Raw genomic sequence first — 20,280 nt, forward strand, 5'->3', positions numbered from 1 at the left:
TGTGCTCAAGGCGCTGCCGACGATCGAGTTCGACGCGCCGCAAGGCAAGATCCGAGTCGATGCCAGCGACAATCACACGCTCTGCCATTCCTATGTCGGCAAGGCGGCGGACGACATCGGCTATGAGATCGTCAAGGATTTCGCGACGATCGCGCCGGTGACGCCTTACTGCAAGCTGTAGGGATTTCCGGCTGCGCGGCGATCTGGACTTCCACGCCGCGCAGCCGTCATATCGGCAACCGTCAGGTCGCCTGCGGCGCCGGCAGCCGTTCGCGCAATTCGTCGACAAGCACCCTGGTGTTTTCGGAATAGTCGATGGGCACGACGACGAGATGCACGCCGCCGCCGGTGAAGGCCTGTTCAAGCGCCGGCCGCAACTCGGCGATCGCGCCGACCCTGGTCCCCTTGGCGCCATAGGCCTCGGCGTATCTGACGAAGTCGGGATTGCCGAAGGTCATGCCGAAATCCGGGAATTCGTCGATCGCCTGCTTCCAGCGGATCATGCCATAGGCATGGTCTTCCAGCAGCAGGACGACGAGGTTCAGCTTGAGCCTGACAGCCGTCTCCAGTTCCTGGCTGTTCATCATGAAGCCGCCATCGCCGCAGATGGCCATGACACGGCGCTGGGGATAGAGCAGCGCCGCCATCATCGCCGACGGCAACCCGGCGCCCATGGTGGCCAGCGCGTTGTCGAGCAACAGCGTGTTTGCCATGCGCGTGCGGTAGTTGCGCGCGAACCAGATCTTGTACATGCCGTTGTCCAGCGCGAGGATGCCGTCGGCCGGCATCACGGCGCGCACGTCGTGCACGATGCGCTGCGGCGTGAAGCGGTCTTCGGTGGCGCGCGCGGCGATGCGGCTCAAAATGCCTTCGCGCAGCGGCAGCAGCGCCTGCGCGTTGGGGATCTTGCCTTCGATGCGGTCGGCCAGCAGCGCCAGCGACGGGCCGAGGTCGCCGACAATCTCGGCTTGCGGGAAATAGACCTGCTCGACATCAGCCGACTGGTAGCCGACATGAATAACCTTCGGTCCCTTCGCGCCCATGATGAACGGCGGCTTCTCGACCGTGTCGTGGCCAATGGTGATGATCAGATCGGCCTGTTCGATGGCCTCGTGGACATAGTCGCGCTCCGAAAGCGCCGCCGTTCCCATGTAAAGCTCGGTGCCGCCGGGCACGGTGCCCTTGCCCATCTGCGTGGTGAAATAGGGAATCTGCGTGCGCAGCACGAACTGGGCGACGTCGGGGGTCACGCGCGGCCGTGACGCCGCGGCGCCGAACATCAGCAGCGGGCGCTTGGCCTCGAGGATCATGCGGGCGGCGCGATCGAGCGCGCCAGCGCTGGCCAGGGGCAACTCGACCGGATGCGTCGGCACCAACGCGATCGGTTCGCACTCCGCCGCCGCGATGTCTTCCGGCAGTTCCAGGTGCACGGGGCCGGGGCGCTCTTCCTGTGCGACGCGGAAGGCTTCGCGCACCAGCGACGGGATCATCTTCGGCGAGACGATCTGGCGCGACAGCTTGGTCAGTGGCTTCATCGCCGCAACGATGTCGACGATCTGGAAGCGCGCCTGCCTGGACGACAGGATGCCCTTCTGGCCGGTGATCATGATCATAGGCATCGCACCGAGCAGCGCGTAGGCCGAGCCGGTCGTCAGATTGAGCGCGCCGGGGCCGAGCGTGGTGATGCACACTCCTGCCTTGCCGGTGAGCCTGCCATAGGTGGCGGCCATGAAGCCGGCCGCCTGCTCGTGGCGGGTCAGGATCAGCTGGATCGACGAGCGGCGGATGGATTCGACGATGTCGAGATTTTCTTCGCCCGGAATGCCGAAGATCCGATCGACCCCTTCATTCTCGAGGGCCGCCACGAACAGATCCGAACCCTTGGTCATGAACCGTCTCTCCTGCGATGCGCGCAATTCGTCAGCCATCTTCATATGGCACCGGAACGCGACGCCTCAAAGAGCGCTGGTCGTCTACTGGCGATCACGCCATCATTTTCGGCAAGGCGGCCGCCAATGCGTCGACGGCCAGCCGGACCTTGAGCGGCAGATGCGGCGTCTGCAGCCAGAGTGCATGACAGTCGTAGGGATAGCGTGGCTGGTCCGGCAACAGCTCGACCAGCGCGCCGACCTGGATGCGCTGGCGAGCCAGCCAGTAAGGCAACCACGCCAGCCCCATGCCGCCGACAGCGGCATCGGCGATGGCATCGAGATCGTCGAGCCGCAGCCGGCCGTTTGGGATGAACTCGAGCGCGGCTTGTCCTTCGCGCGCGAACAGCCAGGGCTGAATGATCATACCGAGCCGGCGATAGACAATCGCCTGATGATCGGCGAGATCTTCGATCCGCCGTGGTTCGCCATGAATTTCGAGATAGGAAGGCGCGGCACAGACGACCATGTCCTGGCGTGCAACACGGCGCGCGATCACGCCGGCCTTGTCGTCCAGCTCACCGGTCCGGATGGCGAGGTCGTAGCCATCCTCGACAAGATCGGCAAAGCGGTCGCTGAGCGAGAGGTCGAGCTCCAGCATCGGATACCGCCGCGCCAGTTGCAGCAATACGGGAGTCACGCAGTGGCGGCCGAAATGCGCAGGCATGGTGACGCGCAATTTTCCGCGCGGTTGCGAGAGCTGGTCGGCGGCGAGTGCATCGGCGGCCTCGGCCTCGGCCAGCACCAGGCGGCACCGCTCATAGTAGGCGCGGCCGAAATCGGTCAGGCTCTGGCGGCGCGTGGTCCGGTTGATAAGACGCACGCCAAGTCTGTCCTCAAGAAACCGGACGTGCTTGCCGACCATCGGACCAGATAGATCGAGCGCTGAGGCGGCCGCTGCGAACGAGCCGAGATCAACCGCCCTGACGAACACGGCCATGCTTTCAAGCCTATCCATATTCGAAACTCCTGGTTTCTACTGTACAATCTGAATAGCCATTTATCGCCAACAGGCTTCGCATCATAGTTCATTTGGTTCAGATAATTTGGAGTTGGCCGAATGACCCGTGTAGTCCGCTTTCACCAGCATGGTGGTCCCGAGGCCCTGCGCATCGAGAAGGTCGACCTGCCCCCACCGGGCCAGGGCGAGGTTCAGATCCGCGTCAGGGCATTCGGCCTCAACCGCGCCGAGGCGCTGCTGCGCGCGGGCAGCTATATCGAGACACCCTCCCTCCCCTCCGGGCTCGGGCTGGAAGCGGCAGGCGTCATCGAGGCAATTGGCGAAGGCGTGACAGGGCTGGCGCCCGGTGACGCGGTCAGTGTCGTCCCGCCGCAATCGATGGTCCGCTGGCCGGCCTACGGTGAGCTTGTCATTTTCCCCGCCGGGCTCATCGTCAAACATCCGCCGTCCCTCGACTGGCAAACCGCGGCGGCGGTTTGGATGCAGTACCTCACTGCCTACGGCGCCCTGATCGATATCGCCAGGTTGAACAGTAGAGATGCCGTTGTCATCACCGCGGCCTCGAGCAGCGTCGGACTTGCCGCGATCCAGATCGCCAACAGGGTTGGCGCGACAGCGATCGCGGTGACGCGGACATCCGCAAAGAGACAGGCCCTGCTTGTCGCCGGAGCGGCTGAAGTCGTGGTCCTCGCCGACGAAGATCTTGCCATGCGGCTGAGTGGGATCGCTGGGCAGGATGGCGTGCGCGTCGTGCTCGATGCAGTCGGCGGCCCGATCTTCGAACCGCTGACGGCGGCCATGTCGAAGGGCGGCATTCTGATCGAATATGGCGGCCTCAGCAGCGACCCGACACCGTTTCCGTTGCCCGCGGTACTGGGCAAGACGCTGACGTTGCGCGGCTATCTCGTCCACGAGATCACCGGCAATCCGGAGAAGTTGGAGGCTGCCAAGGCGTTCATCCTGGGAGGGATCGAGGACGGCACGCTGAGGCCGATCATCGACAGAACGTTTCCATTCGACCAAATCGTCGAGGCGCATCGCTATCTCGAATCGAACGAACAGTTCGGCAAGATCGTCGTCACGGTTTGAGCAGCAATCATTCTCACCGGCAATATTGCCCCTTGAAGGCGCCGCCCCGCATTCCTAAATCCCGAATGCGGGCCGGGCCCCTCTGACTGTCGCTTCTGGCGACCGTGATGTCGGACCGCTTCAACGGGCCCGTTTCCATTCCTTTCGGTCGAGCGGGCTCATTCCTTTCTGGTTAGGAGCCCCTGATGACATCATCTCTCCTTGGCATGGCTTGCCCCTCCTGCCGCGTCGCCCTCGTGATGAGCGAACGCCAGGGGATCGAGATCGACTATTGTCCGCAGTGCCGCGGCGTCTGGCTTGATCGTGGCGAACTCGACAAGATCATCGAACGTTCCGGCAGGGATGCGTCGCCCGCGCCGCAGCCACAGCCGGCAGCGTTCTCCCAGCCGCACCATGGCCGGGAGCGTGATGACGATTACTCACGCTCGCATGGCCAACGCTATCCGAAGCGAAAGAAATCATTCTTCGAAGAGCTGTTCGACTGACCCTTATGACGCCCGCGACCCGGGCCAGCGCCTCGCTGAAATTTTCCGAAACGACATCGATAAGGTTCTATCAGATGATTTCCCGCACAAGCCGATTCGCTACCCTCTTTGCCGGCCTGTTCCTCGCCTTCTCCATGGTCGCGATCGATCATGCCGAGGCGCGGCGCGGCGGCAGCTTCGGCAGTCGTGGCGCGCGCACCTTCCAATCGGCACCGCCGACCAGGACCGCGCCGGCGCCGACCGCGCCGGTCGAGCGTTCGATGACACCCAATACCGGCGTGAACAATGCAGCCCGGCAGCCGCAGGCCGGCCCGCAGAGGCCCGGCTTCATGAGCGGCTTCGGCGGAACGATGATGCGCGGCCTGCTGCTCGGCGGCCTGATCGGACTGCTCGTGGGCCAGGGTTTCGGCGGCCTCGCCGGCATGTTCGGATTCCTGCTCCAGGCCCTGCTCATCGGTGGCGCGATCATGCTGGCCATCAGGTTCTTCCGGTCGCAGTCCGCGCGTGGCCCCGCGCCCGCGCTCGCCGGCATGGACAATGCCCAGGCTTCGCGGTTTGAGAACCGCGCAACGGCACAGCAGGAGACGGGAACCGCGGGCTCCTTCACCATTCCCGGCTTTGGCGGCGGTTCGGGCGGAGGCTATCAGGCCACCCGGTCCGAGGAGATCACGCTGGCCCAGACCGACCTCGATGCCTTCCAGCAGTTGTTGACCGAGGTCCAGGAAGCATTCGGCCGCGAGGACCATGCCGCATTGCGCCGGTCGGTGACGCCCGAGATGGTGTCCTATCTGTCGGAAGAACTGGCCGACAATGCCCAGAAAGGTCTCAGAAACGAGGTGTCAGATGTCACCCTGCTGCAGGCCGACATCGCGGAAAGCTGGCGCGAGGATGACCGCGACTACGCCACCGCCGCATTGCGTTATGAGTCGCGCGACGTGATGCGCGAACGGGCGAGCGGCAAGGTCGTCGAGGGCGACGAGGGCCATCCCACCGAGACGACCGAGTTGTGGACGTTCACGCGTCAGAACGGCTCGAACTGGAAGCTCTCGGCGATACAGGAGGCTTGAGCCTGGCGAGTTTACTGGCGATCAAGCCACGATCTTGACGCACATCGGCGTGCTGATCTCGACGGCGGAGACAGCACCGCCGGCGCCGTGAAAATAAGGCGTCTCCCGGTTCAGCTGCCGACAAACACCAGACAGGCCATTTCATGCACCGCGCATGATTTGCTCCTGCCCTACCCGCGCTTCCACGCGCAAAACCGGCCAAAATTTCGCCTGTCCTCGCTTGCAACATAGCCCCATATGTGAAAATAGTATTTACAAAAGAAGATTGGCGGGGAGGAGACATCGTGCAATCAGGCGCTTCGATGCGTGCTCGAATGGTCACCTGGGCGCTCTCGCGAGACCGGTGGATTGAGCCATGAACGATTTCGCGCCAACCGTCGGCGTTGCCTCGACGTACCCCAAGAATATGCCTGCAGATCATGCCGCGCTACCGGTGTGGAACGCCGAGAACTGGTTCTACGAAGACTGGCCGGTCGGCCAGAAGATCCGTTCGTTGCGACGCACCATGGCGGAAGGCGACAGCCACCTCTTCAACACGCTGGTGCTCGACATCCACCCCTACGTGCAGGACCAGATGTTCGCCGAGAGCGAAGGCATTTTCGGCAAGAGGCTGATCGCCGGCGCGTTCATCTTCTCGGCTGGGCTGGGGCTGGTCGCCACCAACTGCGTCAACGCCTTCTCCTACGGCTATGACAAGCTCCGCTTCATAAAGCCCGTCTTCATCGGCGACACGATCTATTCGATCCGTTCCAACCTCGACAAAAAGCCCCGCTATAAGGAGATGGGGCTGATCCGCGCCAGCTACGAGGTGTTCAAGGGCGAAGGCGAGCTGGTGCTCTATTGCGAGCATCTGCAGACGGTGAAGTACCGCCACCCTGCCGATTTCGTCGGCAAGACGGAGAAATAGAGATGCCGGCAGCAGCCGAATTGCCGCTGGCCGGCCTCGTCGTCGTCGACATGAGCCAATTCCTGTCCGGGCCGTACTGCTCGCTCAGGCTGCTCGATCTCGGCGCCCGCGTCATCAAGGTCGAGCGTCCTGACGGAGGCGACCTGTCGCGCCGGCTCTATCTCAGCGACACCGAGATCGGCGGCGATTCGACGATCTTCCATGCCATCAACCGGGCCAAGGAAAGCCTCGCCATCGATTTGAAGAAGGAGGCGGACCTCAAGGTATTGCGCGGGCTGCTGGCCAAGGCCGATGTGCTGATCCAGAATTTCCGGCCCGGCGTCATCGAACGCCTTGGCCTCGACTACGAGGCCGTCCGCCAGATCAACCCGCGCCTGGTCTATGCCTCGATCAGCGGCTATGGCGAGGAGGGTCCGTGGGTGAAGCGCCCGGGCCAGGATCTTCTGGCGCAATCGCGCTCCGGCGTGATGTGGTTGAATGGCGACGAAGACCAGGGGCCGGTGCCGTTCGGGCTCGCCATCGGCGACATGCTGGCGGGTGCGGCCTGCGCGCAAGGCATCCTGGCAGCACTGGTACGGCGCGGCATCACCGGTCAGGGAAGCCATATCGAGACCAGCCTTCTGGAAGCGCTGGTCGACTTCCAGTTCGAGGTGCTGACCACGCATCTCAATGACGGTCGTCGCCTGCCCAGGCGCTCAAGTTTCCGCAGCGCGCATGCCTATCTCTCCGCGCCTTATGGCGTCTATCCGGCCAAGGACGGATATCTCGCCATCGCCATGACGCCTATCCCCAAGCTCGCCGACCTCTTGTCGCTCAGCGAGTTGGCCCCCTATCGCGACAAGCCGGCATCCTGGTTCACCGCGCGCGACGATATCAAGGCAATCATCGCCCAGAGGATCGCCACCAGGACCATCGACGAATGGCTTGAAATCCTGGAGCCGGCCGATATCTGGTGCGCCAAGGTGTTGAACTGGCCGGAGATGCTGGCAAGCGAAGGTTTCCAGTCGCTCGACATGCTGCAGACGGTGACGCGTGAGGACGACGTCTCGATCCTGACCACCAGTTCACCGCTCAGGGTTGATGGAATCAGAGCCAAGGTTGACCGCGCGGCGCCGCGCATCGGCGATCACAGTGCGAAAATCCGCGAGGAGTTCGGCCTGTGAGCACGCGCTTCCTTAAGTCCACACTCAGGGGCATGACCTGGAGCCACCCGCGCGGCTATGATCCGACGGTCGCGTGTTCATCTCTGTGGGAGCAGAAAACCGGCGTTGCGATCGAGTGGGACAAGCGTTCGCTGCAGGATTTCGAATCCTATCCGGTCGAGGAGCTGGCGCGCGCCTATGATTTGATCGTCATCGATCATCCGCATGTCGGCCAGATCACCGCGGAGCGCTGTCTTGAGCCGCTCGACGTCACCGGCCGCGAGGCGGAGCGGGCCGCGCTTGCCTCGGGCAGCGTCGGCCAATCCTATCCGAGTTACACCTGGCAGGGCCGGCAATGGGCGTTTCCGATCGACGCGGCGGCGCAGGTGCAGGCCTGGCGGCCGGACGCGCTCGATGCGCCGGCGGCGACGTGGAGCGAGATGCTCGCTGTCGCCCGGCAGGGCCGCGTGTTGCTGCCACTGCGGCCACCGCATTGCCTGATGACATTCTACACGCTGGCCGGCAATCTCGGGCATCCCTGCGCGACCGATCCGTCGGGCGATCTTATCGACGTCGAGACGGGCTGCGAAGTCTTCGAGACGATGCGAGAGATCGCGGCGCTGGTCGACCCCACCTGCTTCGACATGGATCCGATCGCCGTCTCGGAGCGCATCGCCGAGGCCGGCTCCCGCATTGTCTGTGCGCCGCTGATCTATGGCTATGTCTCTTATGCGGCGTCGGGTTTTCGCGCGAACAGGCTGGCCTTTGCCGATATCCCGGTCATTGGTTCCAATGGCCCGATCGGCTCGGCGCTCGGCGGCACAGGCATTGCGGTCTCGGCCTTTTCCAAGGCGAAAGACGCCGCGATCGACTTCGCCTACTGGATCGCCAGCGGCGATGTCCAGCGCGGCATCTATGCAGCCGCCGGCGGCCAGCCGGGCCATGCGGCTGCCTGGGAAGACCAGACGGTCAATGAAGCGACCGGTAATTTCTATCGGGACACGCGGGCGACGCTGGAGGGCGCCTGGGTGCGGCCGCGTCGTGACGGCTACATGGCGTTCCAGCAGGCGGCGTCCGACCGCATCAATTCCGGCCTGACCTCCGGCCACCCGGCCGGTCAGGTCGTCGCCGATCTCATCAACCTGTTCCGGGCCAGTACGCAGGCTGCCACCTGAGGGGACCTGAACAGGATTCTTACTTCAACCGCCACAGCTTGCGGGCATTTCCCGACAACAGCTTGTCACGTTCCGAGACGCTGCAGCCAGCAAGCAGCGCATGTGTCGCCGCCACCCAAGTCGAAAGTCCGCCGCCAAGTGTGCAGACCGGCCAATCGCTGCCCCAGACGACACGGTCCCAGCCGAATGAATTGATGGTGTGTTCGACGTAAGGCCGCAGTGTCTCGACCGTCCAACTGCCGGAGTCCGCATAGGCGACCACCCCTGAGACCTTGGCCATGACGTTCGGACGCCGCGCGATCTCGCTCATGTGTTCACGCCAGGGATGCTCCGCGTTGCCCTTGATGTCGGGGACACCGCAATGATCGAGCACGAACTGGACATCGGGAGCCAGATCGGCGAGCGCCATCGCCCTGGGGATCTGATGCGGCAGCACGACGAGGTCGAACGTCAGGCCGGTGCTGCCAAGCCGCTTGATGTTGTCACGGAACAATGCCCCTTCCGAAAGATCGTCCGGCACGACGTGGAGGACACGGCGAAAGCCTTTGACGAAGGGATTTGCCCGCTGGCGTTCAAGATAGGCAGGGAAATCCGCCTCCTCGGGACGGCAAGATGCAATCGCCCCGGCGAGCATGCTGCCCGCTTGCCGCGACAGGCCCTCGACACGGGCGGTTTCCGCCTCGATGTCAGCCGGGTCGACATCCACCTCCATATGCAGCACGCACCCGACGCCGACACGCTGGGCCTCCGTGGCGTATTCTTCATAGGAGAAATCGCGGTTCAGTGCCGGCTCGCCGGCAAGCCAGGGATAGCGCAGCACCGAGCGATCGATGAGATGCAAATGGGTATCGATGATCATGACGATGCTCCTCCGCTGGTTTTCTCAGATCATCTCACGGGGGAATTCTTCATTCAAATAAGAATTCCTGCCGATGAACCGACGGCCGACCCAGCCAGGTGCGACAGCTTTTCGCAAGTTGCCAGCAACAACTCGATGGTCCGGGTGATATCGGGCGCGGACGGCGCGTTGACCACGGTGATGTAGGGGATCGACAGCGCCGCGATGGCCTTGCCGTCGGAACCGCGCACCGGGGCGGAGAGGTTGAAGACGCCTGCGGTCTGCATGGAAGCCATCATCTCGTAGCCGCGGTCGCGGATCTGGTCGAGACGGGCGAAGAACTCGGCCGGCTGCGCGGTCTTGTCGGTGCTGCGGACATGCTCCGAGATCATCATCTGCCGCTCTTCCGGCGAACGGAAGGCGAGCAGGACGTGGCCTGAACCGGTATCGAACAGGCTAATGTGGGAGCCGACACGGATCGAAATCCCCCAGTAGTTCGGCGCCTCCTGCTGGCCGATCACGACAGCGGAACCGCGATCGAAAACAACGAGTTGGTTGGCTTGCTGCGAGGTCTCGGCCAACTCGCGCATCAGCGGCGTCGCATAGGAAACCAGCCGCCGCACCGGCGCGTGCAATTGCGCCAGGCCAAACAGCTTGAGCGTCAGCGAATAGCGGTCGCCGTCCAGTCGCGTGACGTAGCCACGCCGCACCAACCGGTCCAGCATGCGATAAAATTCATTGGGGCTGCGGTCGAGTTTCTTGGCGATTTCCGCCTGCGTCAGGCCGCCATCGAGGCCAGCCAACAGTTCGAGGATGTCGAGCCCCTTGTCGAGCGCCGGCGCGCGGTAGCGCTCGTCTTCGCTGTCGTCCATGGCTCGTCCCTCCAGTGAATTCAGCTCTTCATATACGCAGGAACGCGGCTAGCGGAAACAAATTTCGCCTTGACGTATCCATGAATGTTTTGTTTGTATATGAATGTAGGACTTCTTGTCATCAGACGAGTTGCGGTCGCCGCTGAGGCGCACCAAGGGAGGATATCAATGAACAGACTGCTTTCCGGCGTGTCCGCCGGCGCATTGGCACTCGCATTTGGCGCGGGTGCTGCCCTTGCCGGCGACCTGCCCGGCAAGTTCGAAGGCGTGACCGTCGACGTAAAGCTGATCGGCGGCCAGCAATATGAAAAGCTCTACGAGCGCATACCTGAATGGGAGAAGGCGACCGGCGCCAAGGTCAATATCCTGACCAAGAAGAACGGCTTCGACATCGACAAGGAATTGAAGTCCGACATCGCCTCGGGCAGCACCAACTGGTGCGTCGGCTGGAACCATTCCTCCTTCGCGCCGCAGTACACCGGCCTCTACACCGATCTCAGCAAGCTCCTGCCGAAGTCAGAGATCGACGGCTTCGTGCCGTCGACGATCAAGGCGGCAACCATCGACGGCAAGCTGGAGATGCTGCCGCGTGCGCAGTTCGACGTTTCGGCGCTCTACTACCAGAAGAGCCTGTACGAAAACGCCGACAACAAGACCAAATTCAAGGCCAAATACGGGTATGACCTGGTGCCACCGGACACCTGGAAGGAAGTCACCGACCAGGCCGAATTCTTCGCCAACCCGCCCAATTTCTACGGCACCCAGTTCGCCGGCAAGGAAGAGGCGATCAACGGCCGCTTCTACGAAATGGTCGTCGCCGAGGGCGGCGAATATCTCGATAAGGACGGCAAGCCGGTCTTCAATTCCGAGGCCGGCATCCGGGCGCTCGACTGGTTCGTCAACCTCTACAAGGCTAAGGCCGTGCCGGCCGGAACCACCAACTATCTCTGGGACGATCTCGGCCAGGGCTTTGCTTCGGGCACCGTCGCCATCAATCTGGACTGGCCGGGCTGGGCCGGATTCTTCAACGACCCGAAGTCGTCGAAGGTCGCCGGCAATGTCGGCGTCAAGGTCGCGCCGAAAGGCTCCGCTGGAGTGCGCACCGGCTGGTCGGGCTTCCATGGTTTCTCGGTGACCGAGAATTGCCCGAACAAGGAGGCAGCCGCGTCGCTCGTATGGTGGCTGACCAACGAGGACAGCCAGAAGCTCGAGGCCGCCGCCGGCCCGCTGCCAACGCGCACCGCAGTCTGGGATTGGGACCTGCAGCAGGCCGCGAACGATCCTTACAAGAAGGAGGTTCTGTCGGCTTTCCAGGAAGAAGCCAAGCACGCCTTTGCCGTGCCGCAGACGCCTGAGTGGATCGAGATCTCGAACGCCGTCTATCCCGAGTTGCAGGCCGCTATCCTCGGCGACAAGACCTCCAAGCAAGCACTGGATGAAGCCGCCGCCAAGGCGACGCAGATCCTGCAGGACGCCGGCAAACTCTAGGCATTGTTCCCAAGACCGCCTCCCCCACTGTCAAAGGGGGAGGCGATCGCGTCTTGCCGGTGCTGTCCATTCACCGGTCAGGCCCCGGCCCCAAAATTGCATGCCAGATACCAAAGGACCCCGATGAAGGGCATCAAGCCATCCGCACCATTCCTGCTGCTTCCGGCGTTCATCGTGCTGGCGGCGGTCGTGGTGGTGCCGTTGCTTCTCTCGCTCTATTCCAGCTTCACGCCCTTCCGGCTGACCAAGCCCGAGACGTTTTTCGTCTTCATCGGCTTGCGGAACTATCTTTCGATCCTGGCCAATATCGATTTCTGGTGGGCATTCGGGCGCACGGTTCTGCTGCTGACGATCGCGCTCAATCTTGAAATGCTGCTTGGCCTCGGCCTCGCCATGCTGGTCGAGAAGGCGACACGCGGCCAGCGCATCCTGCGCACGCTGATGATGTTTCCGATGATGTTCTCGCCGATCCTCGTCGGCTTTCAGTTCAAGTTCATGTTCAACGACAATATCGGCCTGGTGAACAACGCGCTGCAGTCGCTCGGCATCACCAGCGACGCCATCCCGTGGCTGATCGAAGGCCATCTCGCCTTCATCGCCATTTCAGTCGCCGAGATCTGGTCGTCGACGGCGATCTTCGCCATCCTGATCCTGGCGGGGCTGCTCGCCATGCCCAAGGAACCAATCGAGGCGGCTCGCGTCGATGGCTGCACGCCGTGGCAGACATTCCGTTATGTGACGTGGCCGTTCGTCATGCCCTTCGCCTACATCGCCATGACCATCCGCTCGCTCGACGTGGCGCGCGCCTATGACATCGTCAAGATCATGACCGATGGCGGACCGGCCGGCCGCACCGAACTGCTTTGGACGCTGGTGGCGCGCACCGCCTATAGCGACGGACGCATGGGAATGGCCAACGCCATGGCCTATTTCTCGATCCTGCTGTCGATCGCCTTCACAGTCTACTTCTTCAACAAGCTCGCCGCGGCGCGCACGCAGATCGGTGCCGAGTGGTGAAGGGCGGGGTGGTGAAGATGGACGAGAATTCTTCCGCCCGCCTCAAGCGCCGGCTGCTTGATATCGTCTACCGCATCGGCCTGTTCGTGGCGATGCTGACGATCTGCCTGCCCGGCCTCTGGATCGTGCTGTCGTCGCTGCGGCCGACGGTCGAGATCATGGCGAAGCCGCCGGTGTGGATCCCGCAGGACATTTCGTTCGACGCCTATGTCGCGATGTTCTCGGGCATCGGCAAGGGCGGCATTCCGGTCATCGAGTATTTCCGCAACTCGCTGATCATCTCGGTGACCTCGACGGTGATCGCGGTCGCCATCGGCATGGCCGGTGGCTATGCCTTCGCGCGCTACCGCTTCCGCGGCAAGTCGAGCGTCTTCCTCGGCCTGATGCTGACGCGCACGGTGCCGGGCATCGCGCTGTCGCTGCCACTGTTCTTCCTCTATGTGCGGCTCGGCATCATCGACACGCATTTCGGGCTGATCCTCGCCTATGTCGCACTCAACGTGCCTTTCACCATCTGGCTGATCGACGGCTTCTTCCGCCAGGTGCCGAAGGACCTCGCGGAAGCAGCACAAATCGACGGCTGTACGCGCTGGCAGGCCTTCTGGCAGGTGGAATTCCCACTCGCCGGACCGGGCATTGCGTCGGCGGCGATCTTCGCCTTCCTGACCTGCTGGAACGAGTTCGCGCTGGCCTCCCAATTGACCCGCTCGGTCAGCGCCAAGACGCTGCCGGTCGGCCTGCTCGACTACACGGCCGAGTTCACCATCGACTGGCGCGGCATGTGCGCGCTCGCCGTTGTGATGATCATCCCGGCGCTCACCCTCACTTTCATCGTCCAGAAACACCTTGTCGGCGGCCTGACCTCCGGCGCGGTGAAAGGCTGATCCAATGGCAACGGTTTCCCTCAAAAAGCTGACCAAGCGCTACGGCAATATCCAGATCGTGCATGGCATCGACCTCGACATCACGGACCGCGAATTCATCGCGCTGGTCGGCCCGTCAGGCTGCGGCAAGTCGACGACGTTGCGCATGATCGCCGGGCTGGAAGAGATCAGCGCCGGCTCGATCGAGATCGGAGGGCGCGTCGTCAACGACCTGCCGCCGCGCTCGCGCAATATCTCGATGGTGTTCCAGTCCTATGCGCTCTACCCGCATATGACGGTGCGCGAAAATCTCGGCTTCTCGCTGAAGATCGCCGGTGCCGCCAAGGAGGATATGGACCGCCGTGTCGCCGAGGCTTCAGCCATCCTCGGGCTCGATACTTTGCTCGACCGCCGCCCGTCGCAACTCTCCGGCGGGCAACGCCAGCGCGTCGCCATGGGCCGCGCCATCGTGCGCGACCCCGATGTCTTCCTGTTCGACGAGCCGCTTTCCAATCTCGATGCCAAGCTTCGCACGCAGATGCGCACCGAGATCAAGAAGCTGCATGCAAAGGTCCAATCGACGGTGATCTACGTCACCCACGACCAGGTCGAGGCGATGACGCTTGCCGACCGCATCGTCATCATGCGCGACGGCTACATCGAACAGGTCGGCACGCCAGACGAGGTTTTCCGGCGCCCGGCGACACGCTTCGTCGCCGGCTTCATCGGCTCGCCGCCGATGAACCTGCATGAGGCCACGATAGACGACGGCCAGCTGGCTTTCGCCAGCGGCGCCAAGCTGCCGCTGCCCAGCCAGTTCAAGGCCAATGTCGCTATCGGCGACAAAGTCGTGTTCGGGCTGCGGCCCGACGACATCTACCCGACCGGCCATGGCATCAGTTCGGGAAGTTCCGCCGACGTGCACCAGATCGAATTGCCGATCACCGTCACCGAACCGCTCGGCAACGAGACGCTGGTGTTCGTTGAGTTCAACGGCAGCGATTGGGTCTCGCGCATGCTGAACCCGAGGCCGTTGCGATCCGGCGAGCGCGTCGCCATGAGCCTCGACCTGTCGCAGGCGCATCTGTTTGCCACCGGGACCGGAAAGACATTGCGGAGCTGACCGACATGGCAAGGATCGAGAAAATCGAACTGCGGATGATCGACCTTGTGCCCAAGGTCAAGCGCACAGACGCCATCCAGAGCTTCGTCAGCCAGGAAACGCCTATCGTGACGATCACCGATTCCGACGGCGCGGTCGGCACCGGTTACAGCTACACGATCGGCACCGGCGGTTCGTCGGTGATGCGGCTCTTGTCCGACCACCTGGTGCCGCGCCTGATCGGCCGCGATCCTGATATGATCGAGGCGATCTGGCACGATCTCGAATTCGCCACCCACGCCACCACGATCGGTGCGATCACGGCGATCGCCATCGCGGCGATTGACACCGCACTATGGGACCTCAGGGCGAAGAAACAGAACCTGCCGCTGTGGAAGCTCGCCGGTGGCGCCAAGGACCGCTGCCCGCTCTACACGACCGAAGGCGGCTGGCTGCATATCGAGACGCAGGCGCTGGTCGACGATGCGCTGGCCGCCAAGGCGAAGGGATTTCGTGGCTCGAAGGTGAAGATCGGCAGGCCGCATGGGTCTGAGGATCTCGCGCGCCTGTCGGCGGTGCGAAAGGCGGTCGGCGACGGCTACGAGATCATGACCGACGCCAATCAGGGCTTCTCGGTGGACGAGGCGATCCGGCGTGCGGCGAGGTTGCGCGAACTCGATCTCGCATGGATCGAGGAGCCGCTGCCGGCCGACGACATCGACGGACATATCAGGTTGTCGAACTCGACGCCGACGCCGATCGCGGTTGGCGAATCGCTCTATTCCATGCGCCATTTCCGCGAATATATGCAGAAAGGCGCCTGCTCGGTCGTGCAGGTCGATGTCGGCCGCATCGGCGGCATCACCCCCTGGCTCAAGATCGCCCATGCGGCGGAAGCCTTCGACATTCCGGTCTGCCCGCATTTCCTGATGGAATTGCATGTCAGCCTGACCTGTGCTGTTCAGAACGGCAGGTATGTCGAGTACATTCCGCAACTCGACCAGTTGACCGGCAGGCACATGCGCATCGAGGATGGGCATGCGCTGGCGCCCGACGAGCCCGGTATCGGCATCGATTGGGACTGGGCCGCGGTCAAGGCCATGAGCATCGCCGAATTCACCACGGCGATCACGAAATAGGGGAACGAACATGCAGCGGATGGGAATGGTTCTGGGGCTGAAGCCGGAAAAGGTCGAGGAATATGTCCGCCTCCATGCCGCTGTCTGGCCGGATGTGCTGACCATGATCTCGGCCTGCAACATCAAGAATTATTCGATCTACCTGAAGCGGCCGGAGAACCTGTTGTTTTCCTATTACGAATATCACGGCACCGACTACGCGGCCGATATGGCCAAGATGGCGGCCGACCCGAAGACGCAGGAATGGTGGTCCGTCTGCGTGCCCTGCCAAGAGCCGCTTGCAACCCGCAAGGAAGGTGAGTGGTGGGCTTCGATGGACGAAGTCTTCCACCATGACTGAGGCCGGTTTCGACCCCGCCTCGCTCATCCAGTCCTGGCCAGAGCCCTCAAAACCCCGGCCGATCGTCACCTTCGGTGCCGGATCTATCGTCGGCGACGCGCATTTTCCGGCCTACCGGAAGGCGACATTTCCAATCGCAGGCCTCTACGATCCGGACCAGGCCAAGGCGCAGGCCCTGGCCGATAGATGGAGCGTGACGGCGTTCCGCTCGGTGGAAGAGGCCGCTGAAGTGAAGGACGCGATCTTCGATCTGGCAACGCCACCGGGGCGGCACGCCGAGATCCTGAAGGTCCTGCCCGACGGTGCGTTCGCGCTGATCCAGAAGCCGATGGGCAACTATCTCGGCGAGGCAACCGAAATCCTCGAGATATGTCGCGCCAAGAACCTCAAAGCGGCCGTGAATTTCCAGTTGCGCTTCGCGCCGATGATGCTGGCGCTGAAGGACGCGATCGCCAAGGGCTGGCTCGGCGAGGTCGTCGACTTCGACGCCTGGCTGGCGCTGGCGACGCCGTGGCAATTGTGGGAATTCCTGCTCAAGGCGCCGCGCGTCGAGATCGCCATGCATTCGATCCATTATCTCGATCTGATCCGGCAATTGCTCGGCGACCCCAGGGGCGTCCACGCCAAGACACTCGGCCATCCCAACCACAAGGTGGCGCAGACGCGCACCAGCGCCATTCTCGACTATGGTGACACGGTGCGTTGCGCGCTGTCGATCAATCACGACCACAAGTTCGGACGCCGGCATCAGGCCTGCGAGTTCCGCATCTGCGGCACGGAAGGTGCCGCTTATCTCAAGCTCGGCCTCAACCTCGACTATCCCCGTGGCGAACCGGACATTCTGGATATCTATCCGAAAGGCGGGACCGATTGGATAGCCGTGCCTTTGGCCGGCGAATGGTTTCCCGACGCCTTTGTCGGGCGCATGGCCAATGTCCAGCGCTTTGCTTGCGGAGAGGACGACAAGCTGGTCAGTTCGGTCGAAGACGCCTGGACCACCATGGCGCTGGTGGAAGCCGCCTATAAATCGAGCGCGGCGCCGGCGACGCCGCTGGCCGAAAAGCCGTAAGGCAGGACATGGAACAGATCACCTATTTCGAAGACTACGAGATCGGCTCGACGCGGCTGACCAGCGGCCGCACGATCACCGAGACCGACTTCATCGTCCATGCCGGCCACACCGGCGATTTCTTCCCGCACCACATGGACGCCGAGTTCATGAAGACGACGCCGTTCGGCCAGCGCATCGCGCATGGCACGCTGGTGTTCTCGGTCGGCATCGGGCTGACGGCGAACGTGGTCAACCCTGTCGCCTTTTCCTATGGCTATGACCGGCTGCGCTTCATCAAGCCGGTGTTCATCGGCGACACGATCCGCACGCGCACCACCATCGCGGCCAAGGAGGACGACCCCAAGCGGCCCACCTCGGGGCGGGTGATCGAGCGCTGCGAGGTGATCAACCAGCGTGGCGAGGTGGTGCTGGCGGCCGACCACATCTACATCGTCGAACGCAAGCCGGCGCAGGGCTGAAACTCCGCGCCATTCCGCGAACCGGTGGCAGATGGTGATTCGCTCCAGAGCAGCGAACCGGTCCGCTGGCAGCGGCGTCCGCCCGGTATGGTCCGGGCGGGGAAATCACATCAGTCAATCGACCTTCACGGCGACCACCGCGGCGCAGTCGCCAGCCTTGACCAGGCCAGGAAAATGCCGCGCCGCCAGCATGCCCGACATTTTCGCCCGGATATCCTGCGGTGCAACGCCGGTGCGGCCGGTGGAATGGATACGCGCCAGAACCACGCCCGCTTCGACGGGCTCGCCGAGGTCGACCATGGTTTCGATCATGCCGTCGTCCTCGGCGAAGCAGAAGCAATCTCCCGAGGGCATGTCCAGCCACTGGGTTTTGCCCGTCTCGACCGCCCCGGCGACGACACCGGCATGACGCAACACGTTGAGGATGCCGCGCCGGGCGATCCGCACCGTCTCGGCTCGCGAAGTGCCGCCGCCGCCGAGCTCGGTGGTGACGAAGACCTTGCCCATTTCTTCGGCCGCCGTGTCATACATGCCGATTGCGTCGATCTCGGTCATGCGCATCGAGAACGGTGCCGAGAATGCCGCCACCGCGGCAAAGGCTTTCTGCTCCAGCGCCTTGTCGGGCAAGGTATGGGCGGCGCAGAACGGCACGAAATCCAGCGTTTTGCCACCGGAGTGGAAGTCGAAGACGATGTCGGCGCGGGGAAGCAGCTCGCGTTGGAAATAATCGGCGATCTTCTGCGTCACCGTGCCGTCGGGCCGGCCGGGAAAGCTGCGGTTCATATTGCCCTTGTCGATCGGCGAGGTGCGCGTGCCGGCCCGAAAGGCCGGATAGTTCATCGCCGGCACGATGATCACCGTGCCGCTGACCTGGTCGGGATCGAGCGTCCTGGCGAGTTCGTAGAGCGCCAGCGGCCCTTCATACTCGTCGCCATGATTGCCGCCGGTCAGCAGCGCCGTCGGCCCCTTGCCGTTGCGGATGACGCAGATCGGGATCATCACCGAGCCCCAGGCCGAGTCGTCGCGGCTATGGGGCAGGCGCAGGAAACCATGCTGGACGCCGCCGCGATCGAAATCGACGGTCGGCGTAATGGGCGACGGGCGAAGACTGGACATCGGGCTCAATCCTTCACCACCAGCTTGCGCGGCACATTGGCCAGGCACTCCACACCGGCTTCGGTGATCAGGATCGACTCGGTGATCTCCAGTCCCATTGTCTCCAGCCAGAGGCCGGTCATGAAATGGAAAGTCATGCCGGGCTTGAGCTCGGTGCGATCGCCGGGACGCAGGCTCATCGTGCGTTCGCCCCAGTCCGGCGGATAGGAAATACCGATCGGATAACCGGTGCGGTTGTCCTTGACGATGCCGTATTTCTTCAGGACGGCAAAAAAGGCGTTGGCGATATCCTCGCATGTGTTGCCCGGCCTGGCGGCGGCAAGACCTGCTTCCATGCCTTCCAGCGTCGCCTTCTCGGCATCGAGGAATTCCTGCGTCGGTTTGCCGAGAAAGACGGTGCGCGACAGCGGGCAATGGTATCTGTTGTAGCAGCCGGCGATCTCGAAGAACGTGCCCTCGCCCCGCTTCATCGGTTTGTCGTCCCAAGTCAGATGCGGCGCCGAGGCGTCCGCGCCCGACGGCAGCAGCGGAACGATCGCGGGATAATCGCCGCCGATGCCGTCGACGCCGCGCGTGCCGGCATCGTAGATCTCGGCGACCAGATCGCATTTGCGCATGCCGACTTCGATCTTGTCGACGATACGCTGGTGCATCGCCTCGACGATGCGGGCGGCCTTGCGCATATAGTCGATTTCGGTCGGGCTCTTCACCGCGCGCTGCCAGTTGACCAGCGCGGTGGCATCGACGAAACGGGCGTTGGGCAGATGCTGCCGCAAAGAGGCGAAGGCGGCGGCGGAGAACCAGTAATTGTCCATCTCGACGCCGACGGTGAGCTTGCCCCAGCCGCGATCGGTCAGCACGCTGGACAGGAAATCCATCGGATGGCGCTCGGTCGACTGCACATAATGGTCGGCGTAGCCGACGATGTTGTCATGGGCGAGATAGGCGGTACGCTTGGCGCCGTTGGCGTCCTGGCCACGGCCATACCAGACTGGCTCGCCCGTCGGCGGCACGATGACCGCCTGGTGGACGTAAAACGACCAGCCATCATAGCCGGTCAGCCAGGCCATGTTGGAGGGATCGCTGACGATCAAAAGATCGACGCCCTTCGCCTCCATGGCTTTCCGCGTCTTGGCGAGGCGTTCCGCATATTCGCTTCGCGAGAATTTCAGGTTCAGCTGCATAGTGTTGGTCCTCGTTTTTTGGGGCTGGAGCCCGTTT

At 63.1% G+C, this 20,280-nt stretch carries 21 protein-coding genes; 15 read left to right on the forward strand and 6 right to left on the reverse strand.

The genetic code is table 11. The annotated features are described in order from the left end of the window. The first annotated feature begins 1 nt into the window (after position 1). Positions 2–181 carry a hypothetical protein gene (locus tag O7A60_RS13115; RefSeq protein ID WP_337106669.1) on the forward strand — a complete coding sequence of 60 codons (180 nt, stop codon included), beginning with the start codon at positions 2–4 and terminating at the stop codon, positions 179–181. Positions 182–242: 61 nt separating this feature from the next. Here the strand turns inward: O7A60_RS13115 and O7A60_RS13120 are convergent, their stop codons facing one another. Together O7A60_RS13120 and O7A60_RS13125 are read right to left on the reverse strand one after the other, a co-directional pair. Further along, positions 243–1,889 (reverse strand): acetolactate synthase large subunit, encoded by a 1,647-nt coding sequence (locus O7A60_RS13120; RefSeq protein ID WP_337106670.1) that lies wholly within the window; start codon positions 1,887–1,889, stop codon positions 243–245. Positions 1,890–1,983: 94 nt separating this feature from the next. Continuing rightward, entirely contained in the window at positions 1,984–2,886 is a 903-nt protein-coding gene (locus tag O7A60_RS13125; RefSeq protein WP_337106672.1) for a LysR substrate-binding domain-containing protein, read from the reverse strand. Between the two features lie 102 nt (positions 2,887–2,988). Between O7A60_RS13125 and O7A60_RS13130 the strand changes: the two genes are divergently transcribed. The 6 genes from O7A60_RS13130 to O7A60_RS13155 all read left to right on the forward strand — a co-directional run bounded on the left by O7A60_RS13130 (position 2,989) and on the right by O7A60_RS13155 (position 8,754). Next, positions 2,989–3,978 carry a zinc-dependent alcohol dehydrogenase family protein gene (locus O7A60_RS13130; RefSeq protein ID WP_337106673.1) on the forward strand — a complete coding sequence of 330 codons (990 nt, stop codon included), beginning with the start codon at positions 2,989–2,991 and terminating at the stop codon, positions 3,976–3,978. Between the two features lie 185 nt (positions 3,979–4,163). After that, positions 4,164–4,463, forward strand: a complete 300-nt coding sequence (locus O7A60_RS13135) for a TFIIB-type zinc ribbon-containing protein (RefSeq protein ID WP_337106674.1) — start codon at positions 4,164–4,166, stop codon at positions 4,461–4,463. A gap of 74 nt (positions 4,464–4,537) precedes the next feature. Further along, on the forward strand, positions 4,538–5,530 hold the full coding sequence (locus O7A60_RS13140) for a Tim44 domain-containing protein (protein WP_337106675.1): 993 nt from the start codon (positions 4,538–4,540) through the stop codon (positions 5,528–5,530). A gap of 355 nt (positions 5,531–5,885) precedes the next feature. Then, complete coding sequence (locus O7A60_RS13145) at positions 5,886–6,437, forward strand: MaoC family dehydratase (RefSeq protein WP_337106676.1); 552 nt, start codon at positions 5,886–5,888, stop codon at positions 6,435–6,437. Positions 6,438–6,439: 2 nt separating this feature from the next. Further along, positions 6,440–7,600: a CaiB/BaiF CoA transferase family protein gene (locus tag O7A60_RS13150; RefSeq protein WP_337106677.1), complete on the forward strand. Its 1,161-nt coding sequence runs from the start codon at positions 6,440–6,442 to the stop codon at positions 7,598–7,600. Between the two features lie 32 nt (positions 7,601–7,632). Beyond that, on the forward strand, positions 7,633–8,754 hold the full coding sequence (locus tag O7A60_RS13155; protein ID WP_337106768.1) for an extracellular solute-binding protein: 1,122 nt from the start codon (positions 7,633–7,635) through the stop codon (positions 8,752–8,754). Between the two features lie 19 nt (positions 8,755–8,773). On the opposite strand, the gene O7A60_RS13160 is transcribed toward O7A60_RS13155, so the two are convergent. Further along, positions 8,774–9,613 (reverse strand): amidohydrolase family protein, encoded by an 840-nt coding sequence (locus O7A60_RS13160; protein ID WP_337106678.1) that lies wholly within the window; start codon positions 9,611–9,613, stop codon positions 8,774–8,776. Positions 9,614–9,666: 53 nt separating this feature from the next. Continuing rightward, positions 9,667–10,464, reverse strand: a complete 798-nt coding sequence (locus O7A60_RS13165; RefSeq protein WP_337106679.1) for an IclR family transcriptional regulator — start codon at positions 10,462–10,464, stop codon at positions 9,667–9,669. Positions 10,465–10,632: 168 nt separating this feature from the next. Here O7A60_RS13165 and O7A60_RS13170 point away from each other — a divergent pair, with 168 nt between their 5' ends. The 8 genes from O7A60_RS13170 (at position 10,633) to O7A60_RS13205 (ending at position 17,943) form a co-directional block, all read left to right on the forward strand. Then, on the forward strand, positions 10,633–11,952 hold the full coding sequence (locus O7A60_RS13170; RefSeq protein ID WP_140505742.1) for an ABC transporter substrate-binding protein: 1,320 nt from the start codon (positions 10,633–10,635) through the stop codon (positions 11,950–11,952). A gap of 123 nt (positions 11,953–12,075) precedes the next feature. Beyond that, complete coding sequence (locus tag O7A60_RS13175) at positions 12,076–12,969, forward strand: carbohydrate ABC transporter permease (RefSeq protein WP_337106680.1); 894 nt, start codon at positions 12,076–12,078, stop codon at positions 12,967–12,969. 17 nt (positions 12,970–12,986) lie between these two features. Further along, positions 12,987–13,853 (forward strand): carbohydrate ABC transporter permease, encoded by an 867-nt coding sequence (locus tag O7A60_RS13180; protein WP_337106681.1) that lies wholly within the window; start codon positions 12,987–12,989, stop codon positions 13,851–13,853. Between the two features lie 4 nt (positions 13,854–13,857). Further along, complete coding sequence (locus O7A60_RS13185; RefSeq protein WP_337106682.1) at positions 13,858–14,955, forward strand: ABC transporter ATP-binding protein; 1,098 nt, start codon at positions 13,858–13,860, stop codon at positions 14,953–14,955. Between the two features lie 5 nt (positions 14,956–14,960). Further along, the gene (locus O7A60_RS13190; RefSeq protein WP_337106683.1) at positions 14,961–16,073 is read left to right on the forward strand and encodes a mandelate racemase/muconate lactonizing enzyme family protein; all 1,113 of its coding nucleotides are present in this window, start codon (positions 14,961–14,963) and stop codon (positions 16,071–16,073) included. 10 nt (positions 16,074–16,083) lie between these two features. Then, positions 16,084–16,413, forward strand: a complete 330-nt coding sequence (locus O7A60_RS13195; RefSeq protein ID WP_027145216.1) for an L-rhamnose mutarotase — start codon at positions 16,084–16,086, stop codon at positions 16,411–16,413. Then, positions 16,406–17,482, forward strand: a complete 1,077-nt coding sequence (locus O7A60_RS13200) for a Gfo/Idh/MocA family protein (protein WP_337106685.1) — start codon at positions 16,406–16,408, stop codon at positions 17,480–17,482. The genes O7A60_RS13195 and O7A60_RS13200 overlap by 8 nt, the downstream gene beginning before the upstream one ends. An 8-nt stretch (positions 17,483–17,490) precedes the next feature. Then, on the forward strand, positions 17,491–17,943 hold the full coding sequence (locus O7A60_RS13205; protein WP_337106686.1) for a MaoC/PaaZ C-terminal domain-containing protein: 453 nt from the start codon (positions 17,491–17,493) through the stop codon (positions 17,941–17,943). Positions 17,944–18,057: 114 nt separating this feature from the next. Here the strand turns inward: O7A60_RS13205 and doeB are convergent, their stop codons facing one another. Together doeB and doeA are read right to left on the reverse strand one after the other, a co-directional pair. Further along, on the reverse strand, positions 18,058–19,059 hold the full coding sequence (gene doeB, locus O7A60_RS13210) for a N(2)-acetyl-L-2,4-diaminobutanoate deacetylase DoeB (protein ID WP_337106687.1): 1,002 nt from the start codon (positions 19,057–19,059) through the stop codon (positions 18,058–18,060). A 5-nt stretch (positions 19,060–19,064) separates the two neighbouring features. Further along, on the reverse strand, positions 19,065–20,243 hold the full coding sequence (gene doeA / locus O7A60_RS13215; protein ID WP_337106688.1) for an ectoine hydrolase DoeA: 1,179 nt from the start codon (positions 20,241–20,243) through the stop codon (positions 19,065–19,067). Positions 20,244–20,280 lie beyond the last annotated feature (37 nt).

Origin of the sequence: Mesorhizobium salmacidum (SeqCode) (assembly GCF_037179605.1) — a bacterium.
GTDB lineage: Bacteria > Pseudomonadota > Alphaproteobacteria > Rhizobiales > Rhizobiaceae > Mesorhizobium > Mesorhizobium salmacidum.

Coding starts and splice junctions, on each gene's coding strand:
- O7A60_RS13165 (WP_337106679.1), bottom strand. CDS start 10,464: ATGGACGACAGCGAAGACGAGCGCTACCGCGCGCCGGCGCTCGACAAG.
- doeB (WP_337106687.1), bottom strand. CDS start 19,059: ATGTCCAGTCTTCGCCCGTCGCCCATTACGCCGACCGTCGATTTCGAT.
- O7A60_RS13195 (WP_027145216.1), top strand. CDS start 16,084: ATGCAGCGGATGGGAATGGTTCTGGGGCTGAAGCCGGAAAAGGTCGAG.
- O7A60_RS13160 (WP_337106678.1), bottom strand. CDS start 9,613: ATGATCATCGATACCCATTTGCATCTCATCGATCGCTCGGTGCTGCGC.
- O7A60_RS13135 (WP_337106674.1), top strand. CDS start 4,164: ATGACATCATCTCTCCTTGGCATGGCTTGCCCCTCCTGCCGCGTCGCC.
- O7A60_RS13200 (WP_337106685.1), top strand. CDS start 16,406: ATGACTGAGGCCGGTTTCGACCCCGCCTCGCTCATCCAGTCCTGGCCA.
- O7A60_RS13125 (WP_337106672.1), bottom strand. CDS start 2,886: ATGGATAGGCTTGAAAGCATGGCCGTGTTCGTCAGGGCGGTTGATCTC.
- O7A60_RS13170 (WP_140505742.1), top strand. CDS start 10,633: ATGAACAGACTGCTTTCCGGCGTGTCCGCCGGCGCATTGGCACTCGCA.
- O7A60_RS13130 (WP_337106673.1), top strand. CDS start 2,989: ATGACCCGTGTAGTCCGCTTTCACCAGCATGGTGGTCCCGAGGCCCTG.
- O7A60_RS13180 (WP_337106681.1), top strand. CDS start 12,987: ATGGACGAGAATTCTTCCGCCCGCCTCAAGCGCCGGCTGCTTGATATC.
- O7A60_RS13150 (WP_337106677.1), top strand. CDS start 6,440: ATGCCGGCAGCAGCCGAATTGCCGCTGGCCGGCCTCGTCGTCGTCGAC.
- O7A60_RS13175 (WP_337106680.1), top strand. CDS start 12,076: ATGAAGGGCATCAAGCCATCCGCACCATTCCTGCTGCTTCCGGCGTTC.
- O7A60_RS13140 (WP_337106675.1), top strand. CDS start 4,538: ATGATTTCCCGCACAAGCCGATTCGCTACCCTCTTTGCCGGCCTGTTC.
- O7A60_RS13120 (WP_337106670.1), bottom strand. CDS start 1,889: ATGACCAAGGGTTCGGATCTGTTCGTGGCGGCCCTCGAGAATGAAGGG.
- doeA (WP_337106688.1), bottom strand. CDS start 20,243: ATGCAGCTGAACCTGAAATTCTCGCGAAGCGAATATGCGGAACGCCTC.
- O7A60_RS13185 (WP_337106682.1), top strand. CDS start 13,858: ATGGCAACGGTTTCCCTCAAAAAGCTGACCAAGCGCTACGGCAATATC.
- O7A60_RS13190 (WP_337106683.1), top strand. CDS start 14,961: ATGGCAAGGATCGAGAAAATCGAACTGCGGATGATCGACCTTGTGCCC.
- O7A60_RS13205 (WP_337106686.1), top strand. CDS start 17,491: ATGGAACAGATCACCTATTTCGAAGACTACGAGATCGGCTCGACGCGG.
- O7A60_RS13155 (WP_337106768.1), top strand. CDS start 7,633: ATGACCTGGAGCCACCCGCGCGGCTATGATCCGACGGTCGCGTGTTCA.
- O7A60_RS13145 (WP_337106676.1), top strand. CDS start 5,886: ATGAACGATTTCGCGCCAACCGTCGGCGTTGCCTCGACGTACCCCAAG.